This window comes from Streptomyces sp. M41(2017), from assembly GCF_002078175.1.
GTDB lineage: Bacteria > Actinomycetota > Actinomycetes > Streptomycetales > Streptomycetaceae > Streptomyces.
Window position 1 is genome coordinate 177,669 of the sequence record NZ_MWFK01000003.1, and the last position, 17,597, is coordinate 195,265.

General features: G+C 70.0%; 14 protein-coding genes. 9 read left to right on the top strand and 5 right to left on the bottom strand.

Features of this window, described 5'->3' with window-relative positions:
* The first annotated feature begins 138 nt into the window (after positions 1-138).
* A complete protein-coding gene (locus tag B0675_RS37395; protein WP_241540145.1) occupies positions 139-1,026 on the top strand; it encodes a phosphotransferase in 888 nt (295 codons plus the stop codon).
* Here the strand turns inward: B0675_RS37395 and B0675_RS37400 are convergent.
* A complete protein-coding gene (locus tag B0675_RS37400) occupies positions 1,010-1,504 on the bottom strand; it encodes a GNAT family N-acetyltransferase (RefSeq protein WP_081224228.1) in 495 nt (164 codons plus the stop codon). The genes B0675_RS37395 and B0675_RS37400 overlap by 17 nt on opposite strands.
* Before the next feature lie 171 nt (positions 1,505-1,675).
* Positions 1,676-2,050 carry a VOC family protein gene (locus B0675_RS37405; protein ID WP_081224229.1) on the bottom strand — a complete coding sequence of 125 codons (375 nt, stop codon included), beginning with the start codon at positions 2,048-2,050 and terminating at the stop codon, positions 1,676-1,678.
* A 141-nt stretch (positions 2,051-2,191) separates the two neighbouring features.
* Between B0675_RS37405 and B0675_RS37410 the strand changes: the two genes are divergently transcribed.
* The 3 genes from B0675_RS37410 to rph all read left to right on the top strand — a co-directional run bounded on the left by B0675_RS37410 (position 2,192) and on the right by rph (position 7,144).
* Positions 2,192-3,295 carry an ABC transporter substrate-binding protein gene (locus B0675_RS37410; protein WP_081224230.1) on the top strand — a complete coding sequence of 368 codons (1,104 nt, stop codon included), beginning with the start codon at positions 2,192-2,194 and terminating at the stop codon, positions 3,293-3,295.
* Between the two features lie 180 nt (positions 3,296-3,475).
* The gene (locus tag B0675_RS37415) at positions 3,476-4,204 is read left to right on the top strand and encodes a glycoside hydrolase family 16 protein (RefSeq protein ID WP_081224231.1); all 729 of its coding nucleotides are present in this window, start codon (positions 3,476-3,478) and stop codon (positions 4,202-4,204) included.
* 342 nt (positions 4,205-4,546) lie between these two features.
* Positions 4,547-7,144: a rifamycin-inactivating phosphotransferase gene (gene rph / locus B0675_RS37420; RefSeq protein ID WP_081224574.1), complete on the top strand. Its 2,598-nt coding sequence runs from the start codon at positions 4,547-4,549 to the stop codon at positions 7,142-7,144.
* 61 nt (positions 7,145-7,205) lie between these two features.
* Here the strand turns inward: rph and B0675_RS37425 are convergent, their stop codons facing one another.
* The 3 genes from B0675_RS37425 to B0675_RS37435 form a co-directional block, all read right to left on the bottom strand.
* Positions 7,206-8,015 (bottom strand): SDR family oxidoreductase, encoded by an 810-nt coding sequence (locus B0675_RS37425; protein WP_081224232.1) that lies wholly within the window; start codon positions 8,013-8,015, stop codon positions 7,206-7,208.
* A 71-nt stretch (positions 8,016-8,086) separates the two neighbouring features.
* Positions 8,087-8,425, bottom strand: coding sequence for a helix-turn-helix domain-containing protein (locus tag B0675_RS37430; protein WP_081224233.1), 339 nt, complete (start codon positions 8,423-8,425; stop codon positions 8,087-8,089).
* Positions 8,425-8,886, bottom strand: coding sequence for an SRPBCC domain-containing protein (locus tag B0675_RS37435; protein WP_241540146.1), 462 nt, complete (start codon positions 8,884-8,886; stop codon positions 8,425-8,427). Before B0675_RS37435 ends, B0675_RS37430 begins: the two co-directional genes overlap by 1 nt.
* 523 nt (positions 8,887-9,409) lie before the next feature.
* Here B0675_RS37435 and B0675_RS37440 point away from each other — a divergent pair.
* The 5 genes from B0675_RS37440 to sbnA all read left to right on the top strand — a co-directional run bounded on the left by B0675_RS37440 (position 9,410) and on the right by sbnA (position 17,569).
* The gene (locus B0675_RS37440; RefSeq protein ID WP_277625268.1) at positions 9,410-11,902 is read left to right on the top strand and encodes a Pls/PosA family non-ribosomal peptide synthetase; all 2,493 of its coding nucleotides are present in this window, start codon (positions 9,410-9,412) and stop codon (positions 11,900-11,902) included.
* On the top strand, positions 11,899-14,379 hold the full coding sequence (locus B0675_RS37445) for an amino acid adenylation domain-containing protein (protein WP_081224235.1): 2,481 nt from the start codon (positions 11,899-11,901) through the stop codon (positions 14,377-14,379). The genes B0675_RS37440 and B0675_RS37445 overlap by 4 nt, the downstream gene beginning before the upstream one ends.
* Positions 14,380-14,403: 24 nt before the next feature.
* A complete protein-coding gene (locus tag B0675_RS37450; protein WP_081224236.1) occupies positions 14,404-15,408 on the top strand; it encodes a TauD/TfdA family dioxygenase in 1,005 nt (334 codons plus the stop codon).
* Entirely contained in the window at positions 15,405-16,475 is a 1,071-nt protein-coding gene (gene sbnB, locus B0675_RS37455) for a 2,3-diaminopropionate biosynthesis protein SbnB (RefSeq protein WP_081224237.1), read from the top strand. Before B0675_RS37450 ends, sbnB begins: the two co-directional genes overlap by 4 nt.
* A 92-nt stretch (positions 16,476-16,567) precedes the next feature.
* On the top strand, positions 16,568-17,569 hold the full coding sequence (gene sbnA, locus B0675_RS37460; protein ID WP_081224238.1) for a 2,3-diaminopropionate biosynthesis protein SbnA: 1,002 nt from the start codon (positions 16,568-16,570) through the stop codon (positions 17,567-17,569).
* The last annotated feature ends 28 nt before the right edge of the window (positions 17,570-17,597 follow it).

Sequence of the window (17,597 nt, forward strand, 5' to 3'; positions counted from 1 at the left end):
GCGTACGGCATTTCGCATGACAGGTGTCACGGGTCCGTCCGGACCCGCGCCGCCTCCGCGCGACCCCGACGTACAGAACGCGATCCCACGGCATGCCAGTCGCCTTTCGGCGGTCCTGCCGGATCCGCCGGCGATAGCGTGACCTGCGTGACGGCTGATGGTGCGGCGGCAGACCGTGAAGCGCTGGTCGGTGGGATGGCGAACGCCGGCGCCGTCTTCCGCCGGGGCGCGCTGGTGGAACGCCCGGCGCCGCCCCACGCGCCGGCGCACCACGCCTACCTGCGTGCGCTGAAGAAGCTCGGCTTCGACGCGGCTCCGACTCCGGTCGACCTGTCCACGGACGGGCGCGAGCAGTTGACCTTCGTCCCGGGCGATGTCGCACTCCCCCCGTATCCCCGGTGGGTGATGACGGACGCCGCCCTCGCGTCCGTGGGGAGCCTGCTTCGGCGTCTGCACGAGAGCAGTGCGGCCGTCGAGGTCGATCCGCACGTCACGTGGTCCGACGATCTCGCCGACCCGGAGGGAGGGACGATGCTGTGCCACAACGACGTGTGCCCGGACAACGTCGTCTTCCGTGACGGCAAGGCCGCTGCCCTGATCGATTTCGACCTGGCGGCGCCCGGGCGCCCGCTCTGGGACCTCGCCATGACGGCCCGCTACTGGGCCCCGATGGTGGATCCCACGTCCGCCGCCGGCCCCTACCCTCCGGGCCTCGTCGCCTCGGTTCGGCTGCGGATCCTCGCCGACAGCTACGGCCTGTCCTCGCGGGAGCGTGGCGAGTTGCCCGGCGCCGTCGAGCAGGCCACCGGGGTCTGCCGGTCCTTCGTCGCACCGCGCGTGGCCGACGGTGACCCGGTGTACGTGCGCGCGCTGGCGGAGCGCGGCGGTTGGGAGCGCTGGGACCGGATACAGGACTGGCTCGCGGCTCGGCGCGACACGTTCACGGCCGCATTGCTGCGGTGGCCTCCAGGGTGTCCGGACAAACCACCCCCGGTGGGAACGTTCGCGCTCAGTCGGTCAACGTGAGGAGAACTTCGTCGATTTCGGTCCCTCGGGCGTTCGCGAAGCCCCGCCCGGTGCCGGTGAGCACGAACCCGCAGTTCGTCAGGACCTTGATCGAGGCGAGGTTGTCCGCCGCCGCGCGGGCGTACACCGGACGCTCCGTCGCGATGCCGAGCAGTGCCCGCAGAGCAGCGGTGGCCACCCCGCGGCCCCAGTAGTGCCGTCCGATCCAGTACGTGACCTCGCGCTCCTCGGGCGGTCCGAACACGGAGACGTGCCCGAGGACCTCGGCGTCGTCGACAGCGCCACCGTCATCGGCGACGACGGCGCGCATCACGATCGCCGGATCTCGGCGGATCCGCGCCCAGTGGTCCTCGAACCATCTCTCGTCCGACGGGTCCTTGGCGGTGAACGCCGCCATGCGACATCCTTCGGGATCGTTCGTCTGAGTGAAGAAGACGGGCAGGTCACTGTCCCGTACGTCACGCAGCCGTACCTTCATGCGAGCCTCCCGGCCGGTGATCGTGAGCCGTAGCGCAGTTCTCGGCGACGACGCCCGCCCAGTCGGACGGGCCGGCGCCTCGACGCTCCGGGTTCGGGGCGCTGGCTCATCTCTACACCAGGCCAACCGCGCGCGGAGGGCATTCGTCCCGCCGGGGGTGGGCGAGGACCGTCAGGCACCCGGGAGGAACAGGCAGAACAGGTGGCCGTGCGGGTCGCGGAGTACCCGTACGTCCTCCTGAGGCTGGTGTTCCTCCACCGTCGCTCCCAGGGCGCAGGCCCGCTCGGTCTCCGCCTCCAGGTCGTCGACCAGCACGTCCAGATGCGCCTGCATCTGCTGCGTACCCGGCCGCTGGGGCCATGTCGGAGGGATGTGGTCGACCTCCAACTGGAAACTCAGACCGGGGCGTTCCCGGTCCGGGGCCTTCAGCCGGACCCACTCCGGAGCGCGATGGACCTCCTGCCAGCCGAGCAGGGCCCGGTAGAAGTCGGCCAGCGCGGGAGGGTCGGGCGTGCCGAGGACGAAGGCGCCGAGTGTTGTCGTCATGCTTCGGGCCTTGCCCCCATCGCTCCCGCCCATGCGTCCGCCCACCACACGGACAGGGGTTCCCATGGTCAACTGCCGCGCGTACCCGGATGCCTGCGGGTCGGTAGGCTGCACGTCCGGATCGATGGGAGGTGGCCGCGTATGCGGGAGCCGGTCGGGGTGGAACGGTCCGACAGATCAGCCGTCAGGATCGGTGCCCTCGTGCCGTTGACCCGGCCCGGCTGGGCCGCGGCGGGCCGACACCTGCTCGCCGGACTCGAACTGGCCGTCCATGACGTCAATGAAGCCGGCGGGATCGCCGGAAGGTCACTCGAACTGGTGGTCCGCGACACCGCGGCGGATCCGCAGCGGGCCGCGGCCGCCGTGGAGGCGTTGGATCGGCTCGGTGTGGCCGCCTTGGCCGGGGAATACCACAGCGTCGTCGCGCGCACCGCGGCCGCAAGAGCCGACGCTCTCGCAGTGCCGTTCCTCTGCTCGTCCGCGGTGCTCGACGCGCTCACCGAACACCCCACGGACTGGGTCGCACGCCTCGCGCCGCCGCAGTCCCGCGGCTGGCAGTCGTACGCGGACTTCCTCCTCGGCTCGGGGCACGGTCGCATCGCCGTCGCGGCACAGCCGAGTGTCTACTGGGCGTCGGGGACCCGCATTCTGCGCGAGTACGTCACCGCACGTGGGGGCAGCGTCGTCGAACTCGACATGGCCGCACTGACGCCCTTGGCCGTGTGCGAGAAACTCGTCGAGTGCGAGGCGACGGTTCTCCTGCTGCTGGTCGGCCACCCGGACCCGGCGGTCTCCGTCGTCCAGGCCGTCCGCCGCGATCAGCGCCTCGCCGACATCCTGATCGGCGCTCCGGCCGGGCAGCCGGAACTCGCCGACTGGAAGACCCTGTTGGGCGGCGAGGGCGCCGCGATCCCATTCCTCCGCTATCTGCCCGAGCACCTCACCCCGCTCGGCACCCGCGTCGAAGAGGCCCTCGTCGAGCGGCTGACCCAAGCACCCTCCTTCGTCGCCTTCGAGGGCTACGACTCGGTCACCGTCCTCGCCGACATGCTGCGCACCCACGGCGTGGACCGCGGACACATCGCCGCCGCATGGCCTCGCGTTGCCGTCGAGGGCACCCGGGGACTGATCCGGTTCTCCCGCACACCGGGCATCAGCGTCTGGCAGTGGGGCGGTGCACCGATCCAGATCGCGGATCGCGACCCGGCACACCTGGACCGATTCCGGATCCTCCGCACGAGTTGAGCGCGCGGCGGCTGCGCACTCCCGACATCCGGAGCGCGAGGCCGCCGCACGGGCATCGGGCTCTCACGCGCCGCCGTCCACGAGCACGCGAAGGATTGTCAGGTACGCAACACCGCTCTACGGTGCGCTTCAGGAGTGGGACCGCTCCCACCCTCCTGACGTCCGAGCAACGGAGCTCCGATGCGATCAATTCTGCTGTCCAGGACCAAACTTGTCGCCGCCGTGTTCGCGGCACTGGCGCTGGTTCTCCTGACCCAGCCCCCGGCGCACGCCGGCACCTGGGGCGCTCCGCAGACCGTCAACTCCTGGAACACGATCAACGGCCGATGGACGGCCAACAACGAACTCGAGACCTACACGCCCGCCTGCGTCTGGTACGAGGGCGGCACCCTGGTCATCAAGACCTACAACGCGGGGAACGGGACCTACTACTCCGGCCGCGTCGAATCCACGGCGCTCTACGGCTACGGGACGTACAGCTTCACCGCGAACATGCCCAACGGAAAAGGGCTGTTGCCCGCGGTGTGGGCCGCCTACCTCAACCCGTGGCTGCCCGAGTTCGACGCCGCCGAGATCGTGGGGTCCAGCCCCAACACCGTCTACCAGACGTTCCACGACACCAGCAACGCACAGACCCAGTGGGCCGTGAACAACAGCGGCGGATGGACCAACACCTTCCACACCTACTCGTTCACGTGGTGGCCCGACCACATCGACTTCACCGTCGACGGCGCCTACCAGGGGACGAAGTGGTACTCGACCGCTCCCGGCGTCGGGATGCACTTCATCGTCAACACCGCCGTCGGCGGGGACTGGCCGGGCAACCCCGACTCCTCGACCTGGGCAACGGCGGACGGCGCGCGCTATCTCAAGGTCTCGGCGATCACGTACACGCCCTACTACCCCTGAGGCGGGCCGGCCGGGCACTCGTCCTGCCGGGTCCACGGGGCGGAACATGGCGAAGGCAAGGAGAGAACTCTCTCCTTGCCTCTCCCAACTTATAGCGCACCGGGGGGCTTGCGGCAAGGCCCCCGTCGTGACGCAGAATCGTCCGCCGAAGCCATCACCTGCGGAAACGAGAGCCGCGCCATGTGTACCGCCCGGCCGGCGGAGCGGCCGGGTGACCCGTCAGAGGGAATGCGGCCAGGGATGACGACGTGTCCGGCAAGAGGTTCGAGAGAGTGGGAGGCGCCGGTGATGCGGTCGGCCATCGCGGCACGACGGAACACGGCCGCCTCGGAAGGTGTCGCAGTGACTGAGCAGTACGTGCTGGATCTTCAAGAGGTCGACGAGACGCAGGTCGCGGTCGTCGGCGGCAAGGGCGCACACCTGGGCGAGCTGTCGCGGATCGAGGGCATCCGCGTCCCGGCCGGTTTCTGTGTGACGACGGAGGCCTTCCGGCGGACCGTGGCGGAAGCCTCGTCGCTCGACGGTCAGCTCGATCGGTTGTCACGCTCGGCGCCGGACGACCGCGAGGGGATCCGGACGCTGAGCGCGCGGATTCGCCGGACCATCGAAGAGGCCACCGTCCCGGAGGAGCTCGCCGCGGCGATCACCAACGCGCTCGGCCGGCACGGCGCACAGGAGGCCTACGCCGTGCGCTCCAGTGCGACGGCGGAGGACCTGCCGACGGCCTCCTTCGCGGGCCAGCAGGACACCTACCTGAACGTCATGGGAGTCACGGCCGTCCTCCAGCACGTCAGCCGCTGCTGGGCGTCGCTGTTCACCGAGCGGGCCGTGGCCTACCGCCAGAGGAACGGCATCGACCACCGCACGGTGCGCATGGCCGTGGTCGTGCAGCGCATGGTCTTCCCGCACGCGGCCGGCGTCCTGTTCACGGCCGACCCCGTCACGGGCAACCGGAAGGTCGCCAGTGTGGACGCCGGCTTCGGTCTGGGCGAGGCCCTGGTCTCCGGGCTGGTGAATCCGGACGTCTTCAAGGTACGAGACGGTGAGATCGTCTCCAAGGTGATCGCCGCCAAACAGCGGGCCGTTCACGCGCTGCCGACCGGCGGTACGCGGGAAGTGGCCGTCGACGCGCAGCGGCAGGAGCAGCCGGCGCTGACGGACGCGCAGGCGGTGCGGCTCGCGGAGGTCGGCCGGCGGATCGAAGCGCACTTCGGGCGCCCTCAGGACATCGAGTGGTGCCTGGACGACCACGGATTCCAGATCGTTCAGAGCCGGCCGATCACGACGCTGTTCCCCGTCCCGGAGAGCGACGACCAGGAGAACCACGTCTACGTCTCCGTCGGTCATCAGCAGATGATGACCGACGCGATGAAGCCGCTGGGGCTGTCCATGTGGCAGCTGACCGCCATGGCGCCGATGCACGCGGCCGGCGGGCGACTGTTCGTCGATGTCGCCCGGCGTCTGGCGTCGCCCGCGAGCCGGGCGGGCCTCCTGGACCTGATGGGGAAAGGTGATCCGCTGGTCAGGGACGCTCTGGAGACCGTTCTCGCCCAGGACGGCTTCGTCCCGTCGCTCCCCGACGCGGGCCCCGGCGGGCTGCCCGGGCGCGGTGCGTCCGACCCGATCGAGACCGATCCGGCCGTCGTCACCGAGCTGATCGAGCGCAGCCGGACGTCCATCGCGGCTCTTGAGCACGACATCCGGAGCAAGACCGGACCCGCACTGTTCGACTTCCTGCTGGAGGCGTTCGAGGAGCACAAACGTGTCCTCGCTGATCCGCTGAGCATTCAGGTGATCATGGCGGGCATGGAGGCCACGTGGTGGCTCAACGACCAGTTGCAGGAGTGGTTGGGCGAGAAGAACGCGGCGGACACGCTCACCCTGTCCGCCCCGGACAACATCACGTCGGAGATGGGGCTGGCGCTGCTGGACGTCGCGGACGTGATCCGCCGGCACCCGGACGTGGTGGCCTTCCTGGAGGGCGTTCAGGACGACGGATTCCTGGACGAGTTGGCGAAGCTCACGGGCGGAGCCGAGGCACGCGACGCCATCGAGGCCTATCTCGACCGGTACGGGATGCGCTGCGTGGGCGAGATCGACATCACGCGGCCACGGTGGCGCGAGCGCCCCAGCACGCTGGTTCCCGTGATTCTGGACAACGTCAGGCTCTTCGAACCAGGCGCGGCGGAGCGGCGCTTCGAGCAGGGACGGCGCAAGGCCCGGCAGAAGGAGCAGGACGTGCTGGCGCGCCTGCGGGCCCTGCCCGACGGGGACCGGAAGGCCGACGAGACCCAGCGGATGATCCACAGGGTGCGGACCTTCGTCGGGTACCGGGAGTATCCGAAGTACGGCATCATCGCGCGCTACTTCGTCTACAAGACGGCCCTGATGGAGGAGGCCGAGCGGCTCGTGCAGGCCGGCGTTCTTGCTGAACCGGAGGACAGTTTCTACCTCACGTTCCAGGAGTTCCACGCTGTCGCACGCTCGCACCGGGTGGATCACCGGCTCGTCCAGCGGCGCAAGGACGCGTTCCGCTCGTTCGAAAGGCTCACTCCGCCCCGCGTGCTCACGTCGGACGGCGAGGCCGTCAACGGGGCGTACCGGCGCGACGACGTGCCGCCGGGCGCCCTGACGGGGCTGCCGGTGTCCGCCGGGACCGTCGAGGGGCGGGCCCGCGTCATCCTCGACATGGCGGAGGCCGACCTCGAAGCGGGCGACATCCTGGTGACGACCTTCACGGACCCCAGCTGGTCACCGCTGTTCGTCGGCATCGCGGGCCTGGTGACGGAGGTGGGCGGCCAGATGACCCACGGCGCGGTGATCGCGCGTGAGTACGGCCTGCCGACGGTCGTGGGCGTGGACCGGGCCACCCGCCTGATCGAGGACGGGCGGCGCATCCGCGTCCACGGGACGGACGGGTACGTCGAGCTTCTGTCGTGACCGCGCGCACCGGTCGGCCTCATCGGTGGGCGAACCACCGATGAGGCCGCCCCTGCGGGCGTCAGTCGACGAGGGCCCCTGCGGACAGGTTGGCGACGGTGCCGGTCATGGCTCCGGCTCGGTCCGAGGCCAGGAAGGCGGCCGTCTCGGCGATTTCGGAGAGCGTCGGCAGCCTCTTGAGGAGCGTTCCGTGCGCCATTCCCCCGTCGTCGAGCATTTCCTGGACGGACTGTCCGGCGGCTGCGGCCATCGGCTTGAAGAGGTCTTTGGTGTAGGAGCCGGCGGCCGGTGCGTCGGCGACGGCGTGGGGGCGGATGCAGACCACCCGGATGTTGTGGGGTGCCAGTTCCGCGGCGAGTACGCGGGAGAAGGCCTCCTTGCCCGCGGCGCTGACGCTGTGGCCCAGGATGCCGCCCGCAGCCAGCTTCGATCCCGGCTCGGACAACGTCAGGATGACGCCGGGACGCTCCCCTCCCATGTGCCGTGCCACGGCCTTGCTCGTGATGAACAGCGCTCGCAGGAAGCCGTCGACCGGCCGCATGAACTCCTCGACCGAGAGGTCCGCCAGGAGCGTGCCCTGGTCGTGCAGGACACTGACGGCGTTGAGGGCGATGTCGATGCTTCCGGCTGTCGCCGCGACCGACTCGGCGTGCTTCTCGACCTCCGCTTCGTCGAACACGTCGACCTGCGCGGTCTCGACCCGCCCGCCCTCCGCGGCGATGTCACGGGCCACGGTGTCGAGCTTCCCCTGAGTGCGTCCGGCGATGAAGACCCTCGCGCCCTCCCGGGCGAACACCCGCGCGACGGCGCCGCCGATGGCGCCCCCGCCTCCATGGATCACAGCGTTCTTGTCAGCGAGCAGCAGACTCATGGCGCTCTCCCAAGGTGATCGATACGTCTGGCTGATGGAGGCTGTCGTCGCCTCCGGCGGACGGCGGCCGGTCAGTCGCTCCGCTGCCGGTGGATCTCTTCCGCGATGCGCTTGATGCGGTCGAGCCGGGCGTCCCAGGTCCTGCCGACCTCGTTCAGTTGTCGGACGGCGCGGGCGAGCTGCGCCTCGTCGACCTCGTACCGCCGCTCGCGGCCGATCGGTGTCGCGCGCACGAGGCCCGCGCGAGCGAGGACCCCCAGGTGCTTGGTGACCGCCTGGCGCGTGATGGGGAGACGGTCGCTGAGGCTGGTCGGCGTTCCGAAGCCCTCCGCGAGCAGCAGGTCGAGCAGTCGACGCCTGATCGGGTCGCCGATCGCGGACCAGAGTTCGTCGTCGACGGCGGCCGACATCACAACTCCACGGACGGCGCGTAGTCCCGCAGCCTGGGCAGGAACATGTCCCAGCCACGCTCGTGGTCGTGGAAGGCCTCTTCGAGGACGGCGGCCTCCCACCCCCTCTCGCGCCAGCCGCTATCGGTCAGACGCAGGATCGTGCCGTCGCCGGAGGGTTCGAGCTCGAAGGTGACCAAGAGGGAGTTGTCCGCGTCGGGCAGCTCCGCGGCGGGGCCCACCCAGCGGAAGGCGAACCTGTGGGGCGGGTCCACGTCCACCACGGCGATCGATTCGACCGCGGCCCGGTCACCCCACACGAGTTCGCCGAACGTGCCGGGCTCGGGCTCGAACGCGGCATCGTCGGACCACCACATCTTGATGTGCTCGGGGCGGCTCACCACCTCGAACACGATCTCCGGTGGCGCGTCGACACGAATCTCACGCTCCAGCTTTCCGAACTCCACCAGGACCTCCAACATGCAACCATCGGTTGCATGTAACCCTAGGCGCCGTGCCGGAGATCCGCAACCTTATGTTGCGCAACGGTCGCGAGCGCGCCTGCCGAGGGAGCCGGTGCGGAGCCGCCCACACTCGGCCCTCATCCACCCGGGCCTGATCTGCATCCTGAACCGGAGGCGGGCATCCGGAGTCGTGCGAGCGCCTGCGGTCCGCGCACCGGCGATGCACCGGCGAGCACATCCCACATTTCTTCGCACCGGGTCCATCCGTCCCCCCGCCGGTCTCGAATACCTCCTAGAACGTCCGCATGGGATCGGCACCAGGTGCAATCGGCACCGAGGCACCCGACCGCCGACGGATCACGGTCCGCGCCCACGGTTCCACGCGTCGTCCGCCCGCCCGGCCCGAGTCCCCGGCCGTGCGGAGGACAGCACCTCCGGCCCGGACCGCTCCAGGGCCGTCGACATCGCATCGAATCCTTTTCAGGGAGTTCCCATGACGGGAAAGCCGGTCGGTACCTTGCCCCAGAGCCCCCGGAGTGCCGTGACCGAGGCCACGGTGCCCGGCCCCTCCGCCGAGGGCGCCGAGGAAGCGCTGGCACGGCTGCTCGCCGACGTCATGCACCTCGAACAGGTGGAGACCGACCGTCACTTCTTCAACGACCTGGGGGCCGACTCCCTGGTGATGGCCCACTTCTGCGCCCGGGTCAGGAAACACGCGGGCTTGGGACGGGTCTCCATGAAGGACGTGTACGCGCATCCCACCGTCGGGGCTCTGGCGGTCGCGATGACCGCACCCGTTCCCGCCGCGATCAAGGAGGCACCGGACTCCGCTCCGGCCGCTCCTCCCCCGGCCTCTCCCACAGGGAAGGCCAGGTACCTGGTGTGCGGGGCGCTGCAACTCCTGGCGTTCGTCGCGTACTCGGGCATCATCGCCTTCATCAGCGTCCGCGGCTACGCGTGGATCTCCGCCGGTTCGGGGCTGCCGGATGTGTACGTGCGCTCCGTGGGCTTCGGCGCGGCCGTCTTTCTGGGACTGTCCGCTCTGCCCGTCGCGGTCAAGTGGGTGCTGATCGGACGCTGGCACCCGCAGCGGATCCGCATCTGGAGCCTGGCGTACTTCCGGCTCTGGATCGTCAAGACACTCGTCCGCTCGGATCCGCTGGTCCTGTTCGTCGGATCGCCGCTCTACACGTTCTACCTCCGAGCGTTGGGCGCCCACATCGGGTCCGGTGTCGCGGTCTTCTCCCGCAACGTGCCGCTCTGTACCGACCTGCTCACCGTCGGAGACTCCGCCGTCATCCGCAAGGACTCCTTCTTCGCCTGCTACCGCGCCCGCGAGGGCCTGATCGAGACGGGCACCGTGTCCCTGGGGAAGGACACGGTCGTCGCCGAAGCGTCCGTGCTCGACATCGGGACATCGCTGGGCGACGGGGCGCGGCTCGCCCATGCGTCTTCGCTGCACAGCGGTCAGGCGGTGCCGGCCGGAGAGCACTGGCACGGATCACCGGCGTCGCGCACCGAGGTGCCGTACGAGGTGGTGGCGTCGGCCGCCTGCGGCACCGTGCGCAGGGCGATCCACAGCACCACCCAGTTGCTGAGCGCGCTGCTGGTGTATCTGCCGCTGGCCGTCGGCGGGATCGGCATCCTCCTCGCCGAGGCACCCCAGCTGTCGGCCGTACTGGAACCGGGACCCACGGTCCTCACGACCTGGGCGTTCTACCGCGATGCCCTGGCCGTCTCCTTCCTCCTGCTCTTCGTGATCACTCCGCTCGGGTTCCTGCTGCTCGCGACTGTTCCCCGGCTGCTGAGCCGAACCATCCAGCCGGACCGCGTCTATCCGCTCTACGGCTTCCACTACGGAGTTCATCGCGCCATCACCCTGCTCACCAACCGACGCTTCCTGACCAGGCTGTTCGGCGACAGCTCCGGAATCGTGCCCTATCTCCGCCTCCTCGGCTACGACCTGACCCCTGTCGAGCAGACCGGCTCGAACTTCGGCACCGAGGTCAAACACGAGACGCCGTACCTGAGTTCGGTCGGAACGGGAACGATGGTCGCCGACGGGCTGTCCATCAACAACGCGGAGTTCTCCAGCACTTCGTTCCGGGTGTCCCGGGCCACCATCGGAGCGCGCAACTTCCTGGGCAACCGGATCGCCTACCCCGCGCGGGGACGGACCGGGGACAACTGCCTGCTGGCCACGAAGGTCATGGTCCCCGTCGACGGGGAGATCCGGCGGGACGTCGGCCTCCTCGGCTCGCCCAGCTTCGAGATTCCGCGCTCGGTCCGACGCGACAGCAGTTTCGACCCGATGGCCGAGGGTGAGACGCTGCGCAGTGGCCTCGCCGCCAAGAACCGGCACAACGCGACTTCCATGGTCCTCTACCTGCTGGCGCGTTGGTTCTACGTCTTCGTGGTCACCATGGTCGTGTCGGGAGCCGCCGAGCTGTACACCTCCATCGGGGCCGAGGCCATCGCGCTCGGCAACATCCTCGTCGTGGTCGTCAGCGCCGTGTACTTCGTCCTCGTGGAACGCGCGGTCACGGCTCTCCACCCGCCGGGCCCGCTGTTCTGCTCGATCTACGACCGTCGCTTCTGGCGGCGTGAGCGCTTCTGGAAGGTGCCTTCGGAGACGTACCTGCAGGTCTTCAACGGAACCCCGTTCAAGAGTCTGGTCTGGCGCCTGCTGGGCGTCCGGATCGGTCGCCGGGTCTTCGACGACGGCTGCTACCTGACCGAACGCACGATGGTCAGCATCGGGGACGACGCCACTCTCAACGCGGGCAGTGTCGTCCAGTGCCACTCGCAGGAGGACGGCACCTTCAAGTCCGACCGGTCCCGGCTGGGTTCGCGCTGCACCCTCGGCGTCGGTGCGTTCGTGCACTACGGCGTGACCGTCGGCGACGACGCGGTGCTCGCCCCCGACTCCTTCCTGATGAAGGGCGAATCGGTCCCTCCGCACGCCTGGTGGGGCGGGAATCCGGCCCACCAGATCCGCCCGGGCGGGTCCACGGACGAGGAGGCGTCACGATGAACGGGTCCGTACGGTCCGGCGCCGCGTACTGGCGCGACGTACTCACCGCGGGTGGGGCCACCTCCGTGCCCCGGTGGACGCGCAATCCGGTGCCCGGGACCGAGGTGGCCGAGACCACCGTCCCCGGCGCTCTGGTCGAGGAGTTGGACCGTCTGGCGACTTCGGCGGGTGTGTCCTTCACGGCGGTGCTGCTGTCGGCCCACGCCAAGGTGCTCGCCGCCCTGTCCGGGGAGTCCGCGGTGACCACCGGGTACCTCCTCGGTGCGCGTAGGGAGCCGCTGCTCTGCCGTCTGTCGACCGATGCCGTGTCGTGGCGGGGCCTGATCCTGCACACGCACGCCGCCGAAGCGGAGTTGCTGGCCCATCAGCGGTTCCCGGTTGAGGTACTCCGCGAGGAACTGGACGTGCCCCGCCTCGTTCCTGAGGCCGTGTTCGATCCGGCGGGCAGCGTCACCGCCGCCGTGGACCCCGTACTGGACGTGTCCTTCCCACGGCGCGACGGCCGCTTCGTCATCCGGATCCGGTACCGGACCGACGTCCTCGACGCGGGGGCCGCCGACAGGATCGGCGGATACCACCTCACCGCGCTCGGCCTCATCGCGGCGGACCCGGATGCGGCGCACGGCCGGCAGAGCCTGTTGTCGGACGACGAACTCCGCCACCAGGTCGACGGCCTCGCCGGGCCAGACCGTCACCTGCCCGACCAGCGCTGCCACGAGCTGTTCGAGGAGCAGGCGCGGACGCGTCCGGACGCCGTCGCGGCCGTGCAGGGCGACCGCTTGTGGACCTACCGGGAACTCGACGGCCACGCCAACCGGGTCGCCCACGCGCTCCTCGACGCCGGACTGCGCCGGCAGGAAGTCGTCGCTGTAGTGACCGAACGCAACCTGGAGTGGATGGCCGGCGTCATCGGCATCCTCAAGGCCGGCGGCGCCTACCTGCCCGTCGAGCCGCACTTCCCGGCCGAACGCGTCACCGGCATGCTCAAGCGCGCCGACTGCACGCTGGTCCTCACCGCATCCGGCAGCGCCGCCGCCCTCGACAGCGCGACGGACCACCCCCTGCCGGGAACAAGGACGTTGTTCGTCGACCGACTCTGCGAGCAGAAGGGCGCGGACAGCGGTCCAGGCGTCCCCGTGCGGCCCGACGATCTCGCGTACGTCTTCTTCACCTCGGGCTCCACCGGCGAACCCAAGGGTGCGATGTGTGAACACGCCGGACTGCTGAACCATCTCTACGCGAAGATCGACGACTTGGGGATCGGCGAGGGCGACGTGGTCGCCCAGACGGCGCCGCAGTGCTTCGACATCTCCCTGTGGCAGCTGCTGTCCGCGCCCCTCGTCGGTGGGCGCACCCTGCTGGTCGAGCAGGAGGCCGTCCTCGACGTCCGGCGGTTCCTCGACACCCTGGTCGACGGCGGAGCGAGCGTGCTCCAGGTGGTGCCCTCCTATCTCGACGCGGTTCTCTCCTTCCTGGAGCGGACCCCGCGTGAACTGCCGGATCTGCGCTGTGTGTCGGTGACGGGCGAGGCGGTGAAGAGGGATCTCGTCGAGCGCTGGTTCAGGGCCCGACCCGGTGTCCGGCTCGTCAACGCCTACGGGCTGACCGAGACGTCGGACGACACCAACCACGCGATCCTGGACGGCGTTCCTGAGGGTGACGCGGTGCCCCTGGGCCGTCCGGTCAACAACGTGCGCCTCTATCTCGTCGACGAGCACCTCTCCCCGGTGCCGCTCGGCGCGCCCGGAGCCATCGCCTTCTCCGGGGTCTGTGTCGGCCGTGGATACATCAACGATCCCGAGCGAACTGGGGCGGTCTTCCTGCCCGATCCCCATCGGGCGGGCGAGCGGCTCCATCTCGGAGGGGACTACGGGCGCTGGCTGCCCGACGGGCAACTGGAGTTCCTGGGCCGCCGGGACAGCCAGGTCAAGGTGAGCGGATTCCGGATCGAGATCGGTGACGTCGAAGAAGGTCTCCTGCGCGTACCCGGCGTGCACGACGCGGCCGTGGTGGTCGCCGAGAGGGCGGAGGGCGGCCGGCACCTGCACGCCTTCTACACAGGGCCCCGCCGACTGGAACCCGCCCGTATCCAGGCGGAGTTGGGGGCCATCCTCCCCGCGTACATGGTGCCGTCCGCCTTCAGCCGGCGGGAGTCCCTGCCACTCACCGGCAACGGGAAGACCGACCGGAGTCGACTGACCGCGTTCGCAGCCGAGCCCGACCCCTGTGGCGAGCTCGGGGACGACACGCCCCGCACGCCGACGGAACGGCGCCTCGCCGCGGTCTGGGCGGAGGTTCTCGGGGTCCCGCCCGACCGTGTGGGACGGAGCGACGACTTCTTCGGCCGCGGCGGGACCTCACTGTCAGCCGTCAGGGTGGCCGTCTCCCTGGACCGCGAGGTCACGCTCAAGGACCTTGTCCGCCACCCCGTCCTCACCGATCTGGCCGCGCTGGTCGACCGGCGTTCCACGCCCTGAACCGATCGCAACGCAAGGAGCGACATGCCTTCCATCGAATCGACCATCCCACCGCTCGGCCTGGAGCTGGAGCCCGGTCGGCCCCCGCTGCTGCGGGTCCGGGACACCGACGACCCGGCCGGCTGGGCGGCCGCATCCCGGGAGGGTCTCGCGTCCGCGCTCGCCGAACACGGAGCGGTCGTGATCCGAGGTCTGGCGCTGCACGACACGACCGACGTGGCGGCCGTCGTGGATCGGCTCGGAGTGCAACCCATGGCGGAGAGGGAGACCTTCGCCGCTCGGGAGACGTACGGCCCAGGTCTGTACTCCGCCTCACCGTGGCCGCCGAACCAGCCCATGTGCATGCACCACGAGCTGAGTTACACCCTCGATCCCCCTGGCCTGCTGCTCTTCGCCTGCCTGTCCGAGCCCACCGTCGGCGGAGCGACCTGCGTCGCCGACGCCGCTGCCGTTCTCGACGCGCTGCCCGGCGACCTCGTGGATCGCTTCGAGCGCGACGGATGGCTGCTCACGCGTACCTACAACGACGAGATCGGGGCGACCCTCACCGAAGCGTTCGGCACAACCGACAGGGATGCCGTCGAGGCCTACTGCCGCTCCCAGGACATCAGGTGGGCCTGGCAGCCCGACGGCACTCTGCGCACCGCGCAGCGCCGCCGCGCGGTGGTACGCCATCCGGTCGACGGACGGCGCTGCTGGTTCAACCAGGTCGCCTTCCTGAACGAGTGGACGCTCGCCCCCGAGGTGCGCGAGTACCTGGTCGAGGAGTACGGCACCGACGGTCTGCCCTTCAACACGTTCCACGGCGACGGGGAGCCCCTCGACGAGGACGTCGTCCGGCTCGTCAACGCGGCCTACGAGGACCACTCCGTCCGTACGCCGTGGCAGGCCGGGGACCTCCTCGCCGTCGACAACGTCCGTACGGCGCACAGCAGGGAGGCCTACGAGGGACCCCGAAGCGTCGTCGTGGCGATGGCCTCGCCGACACACCTCGATTCCCCTCCCACGATCGAATCGGGGTCGCGATGAACACCGGACCCGCACCGTCCGCCCTCGTGGACGGCGCCGCCGAGGCCGTCGTGCCCCCGTTCGCGGTGATCCCGGGCGGCCAGGTGCGGCGCGCCCTGGCCGGTCGCGAGAAGGAGATCGTCGAGGTGGTCGAGGCCACCTACCGGCTGCACGGCGCCGGCGAGACCGTCAATCCTCCCTCCTCGTTCCTCCGCTTCCCTGACCGTCCCACCTCCCGGATGATCGCCCTGCCCGCCTCGCTCGGCGGCGAGTCCCCGGTGGACGGGCTGAAGTGGATCTCCAGCTTCCCGGAGAACGTGCGGTCCGGGACCCCTCGGGCCTCCGCCGTCCTGATCCTCAACGACCCCGCCACCGGCTACCCGTTCGCCTGCCTGGAGAGTTCCATCATCAGCGCGACCCGGACGGCGGCCTCCGCGGCGTCGGCCGCCGACCGCCTCAGCCGCGACCGTCCGAGGCCCGCCAGTGTGGGGTTCTTCGGGACGGGACTGATCGCCCGCTACATCCACACCTTCCTGCGGGGCGCGGGCTGGTCGTTCGACGACGTGGGGCTGTACGACGTCTCGCCCGAGAGCGCCGACGGGTTCCGCGCGTACGCGGCGCAGTCCGGCGAGACCGCCCGGGTCACCGTGCACGGGAGGCCCGAGGAACTGATCCGTGCCGCCGACCTGGTCGTCTTCGCGACAGTGGCCGGCGAGCCGCATGTCGGCGATCCGGCATGGTTCGGCCACAACCCCGTGGTGCTGCATGTGTCATTGCGGGATCTCGCACCCCAGGTCCTGCTGGCCTCGACCAACATCGTGGACGACGTCGAGCACTGCCTGCGGGCCGCCACCTCACCCCATCTGACCGAACAGCTCACGGGAGACCGGGACTTCGTCCACGGCACGCTGAGCGATGTGATGGCGGACCGGGTGCGTGTCCCGGCGGACCGCCCCGTGGTGTTCTCACCGTTCGGCCTCGGCGTGCTCGACCTCGCGGTCGGGAGCTACGTCTACGACCAGGTGGCCCGCTCCGGCGAACTGCGGATCGTCGACGACTTCTTCCACGAACGAGGCCGCTACGGCTAGGGAGACCGTGCGGTCCGCCGCACCGCGAGAAGCGCCCGCACCGGACCGTATCCGGCCCCCGCAACCAGCACGACACCGAAGAGGAGCTCGTCATGTCGGTCATCTCCGTTCCTCAAGCCTTCAATGAGGAGGAGCTCTATGTCGACCTGGAGTCGATCTTCGGGCACTCGCTGCTCCTCAAGTGCGAGGGGTTCAACTTCGCGGGCTCGATCAAACTCAAGGCCGCCGCCGAGATGGTGGCGTCGGCCGAACGCGACGGTTCCCTCACCGCCGACTCCATCCTCGTGGAGTCCTCGTCCGGCAATCTCGGTGTGGCGCTGAGCATGATCGCGGCGAGCAAGGGCTACCGGTTCGTCTGCGTCACGGACTCCCGCTGCAACCTGGCGACCCGGCTGATGATGGAGGTGCTGGGCAGCGAGGTGCACGTCGTCTCCGGCCAGGAGACCAACGGCGGGCTCCTCGGCGCGCGCCTGGACCACGTCCGGAGCATGTGTGCCACCGACGACCGGTGCGTCTGGCTCAGCCAGTACACCAACGAGGCCAACTGGAGAGCGCACTACCGCACCACGGCACCGGAGATCGCCCGCTCCTTCCCGGAACTCGACGTGCTGTTCGTCGGCGCGGGGACCACCGGCACGCTGATGGGCTGCGCACGCTACTTCCGGGACCAGGACCGGCCCGTTCGGATCATCGCCGTGGACAGTGTCGGCTCGGTGGCGTTCGGCGGCGCCCCCGGCCGCCGCATGATCCCGGGGCTGGGCATGAGCATGCGCCCGCCGCTCCTGGACGAGTCCTACGTCGACGAGGTCGTCCGGGTCGAGGAGGCCGACACCATACGTACCTGCCGTCGCCTGGCCCGTCAGGGCTTCCTCTTCGGCGGCTCCACCGGCACCGTGGTGAGCGGCTCGATCGGCTGGCTGGCCGGCCACAGGGCGCAGGAACTCACCGCGGTGGCCGTGGCGCCGGACCTCGGGGAGCGCTACCTCGACACCATCTACCAGGACAACTGGGTCCAGGACCTGTACGGCGGGGATCCGCTCGACGAGGTCCCCCACGCGCGGGTGCAGGCCGTCGGGGACCGACGCGCGCGGTGAGGAAGGCGAAGGGGTGCCGCCACGGGGC

Excerpts from the sequence above, each read along its gene's own strand:
- B0675_RS37400 (WP_081224228.1), bottom strand. The coding sequence starts at position 1,504 with ATGAAGGTACGGCTGCGTGACGTACGGGACAGTGACCTGCCCGTCTTC.
- B0675_RS37405 (WP_081224229.1), bottom strand. The coding sequence starts at position 2,050 with ATGACGACAACACTCGGCGCCTTCGTCCTCGGCACGCCCGACCCTCCC.
- B0675_RS37410 (WP_081224230.1), top strand. The coding sequence starts at position 2,192 with ATGCGGGAGCCGGTCGGGGTGGAACGGTCCGACAGATCAGCCGTCAGG.
- B0675_RS37415 (WP_081224231.1), top strand. The coding sequence starts at position 3,476 with ATGCGATCAATTCTGCTGTCCAGGACCAAACTTGTCGCCGCCGTGTTC.
- B0675_RS37425 (WP_081224232.1), bottom strand. The coding sequence starts at position 8,015 with ATGAGTCTGCTGCTCGCTGACAAGAACGCTGTGATCCATGGAGGCGGG.
- B0675_RS37430 (WP_081224233.1), bottom strand. The coding sequence starts at position 8,425 with ATGTCGGCCGCCGTCGACGACGAACTCTGGTCCGCGATCGGCGACCCG.
- B0675_RS37435 (WP_241540146.1), bottom strand. The coding sequence starts at position 8,886 with ATGTTGGAGGTCCTGGTGGAGTTCGGAAAGCTGGAGCGTGAGATTCGT.
- B0675_RS37445 (WP_081224235.1), top strand. The coding sequence starts at position 11,899 with ATGAACGGGTCCGTACGGTCCGGCGCCGCGTACTGGCGCGACGTACTC.
- B0675_RS37450 (WP_081224236.1), top strand. The coding sequence starts at position 14,404 with ATGCCTTCCATCGAATCGACCATCCCACCGCTCGGCCTGGAGCTGGAG.
- sbnB (WP_081224237.1), top strand. The coding sequence starts at position 15,405 with ATGAACACCGGACCCGCACCGTCCGCCCTCGTGGACGGCGCCGCCGAG.
- sbnA (WP_081224238.1), top strand. The coding sequence starts at position 16,568 with ATGTCGGTCATCTCCGTTCCTCAAGCCTTCAATGAGGAGGAGCTCTAT.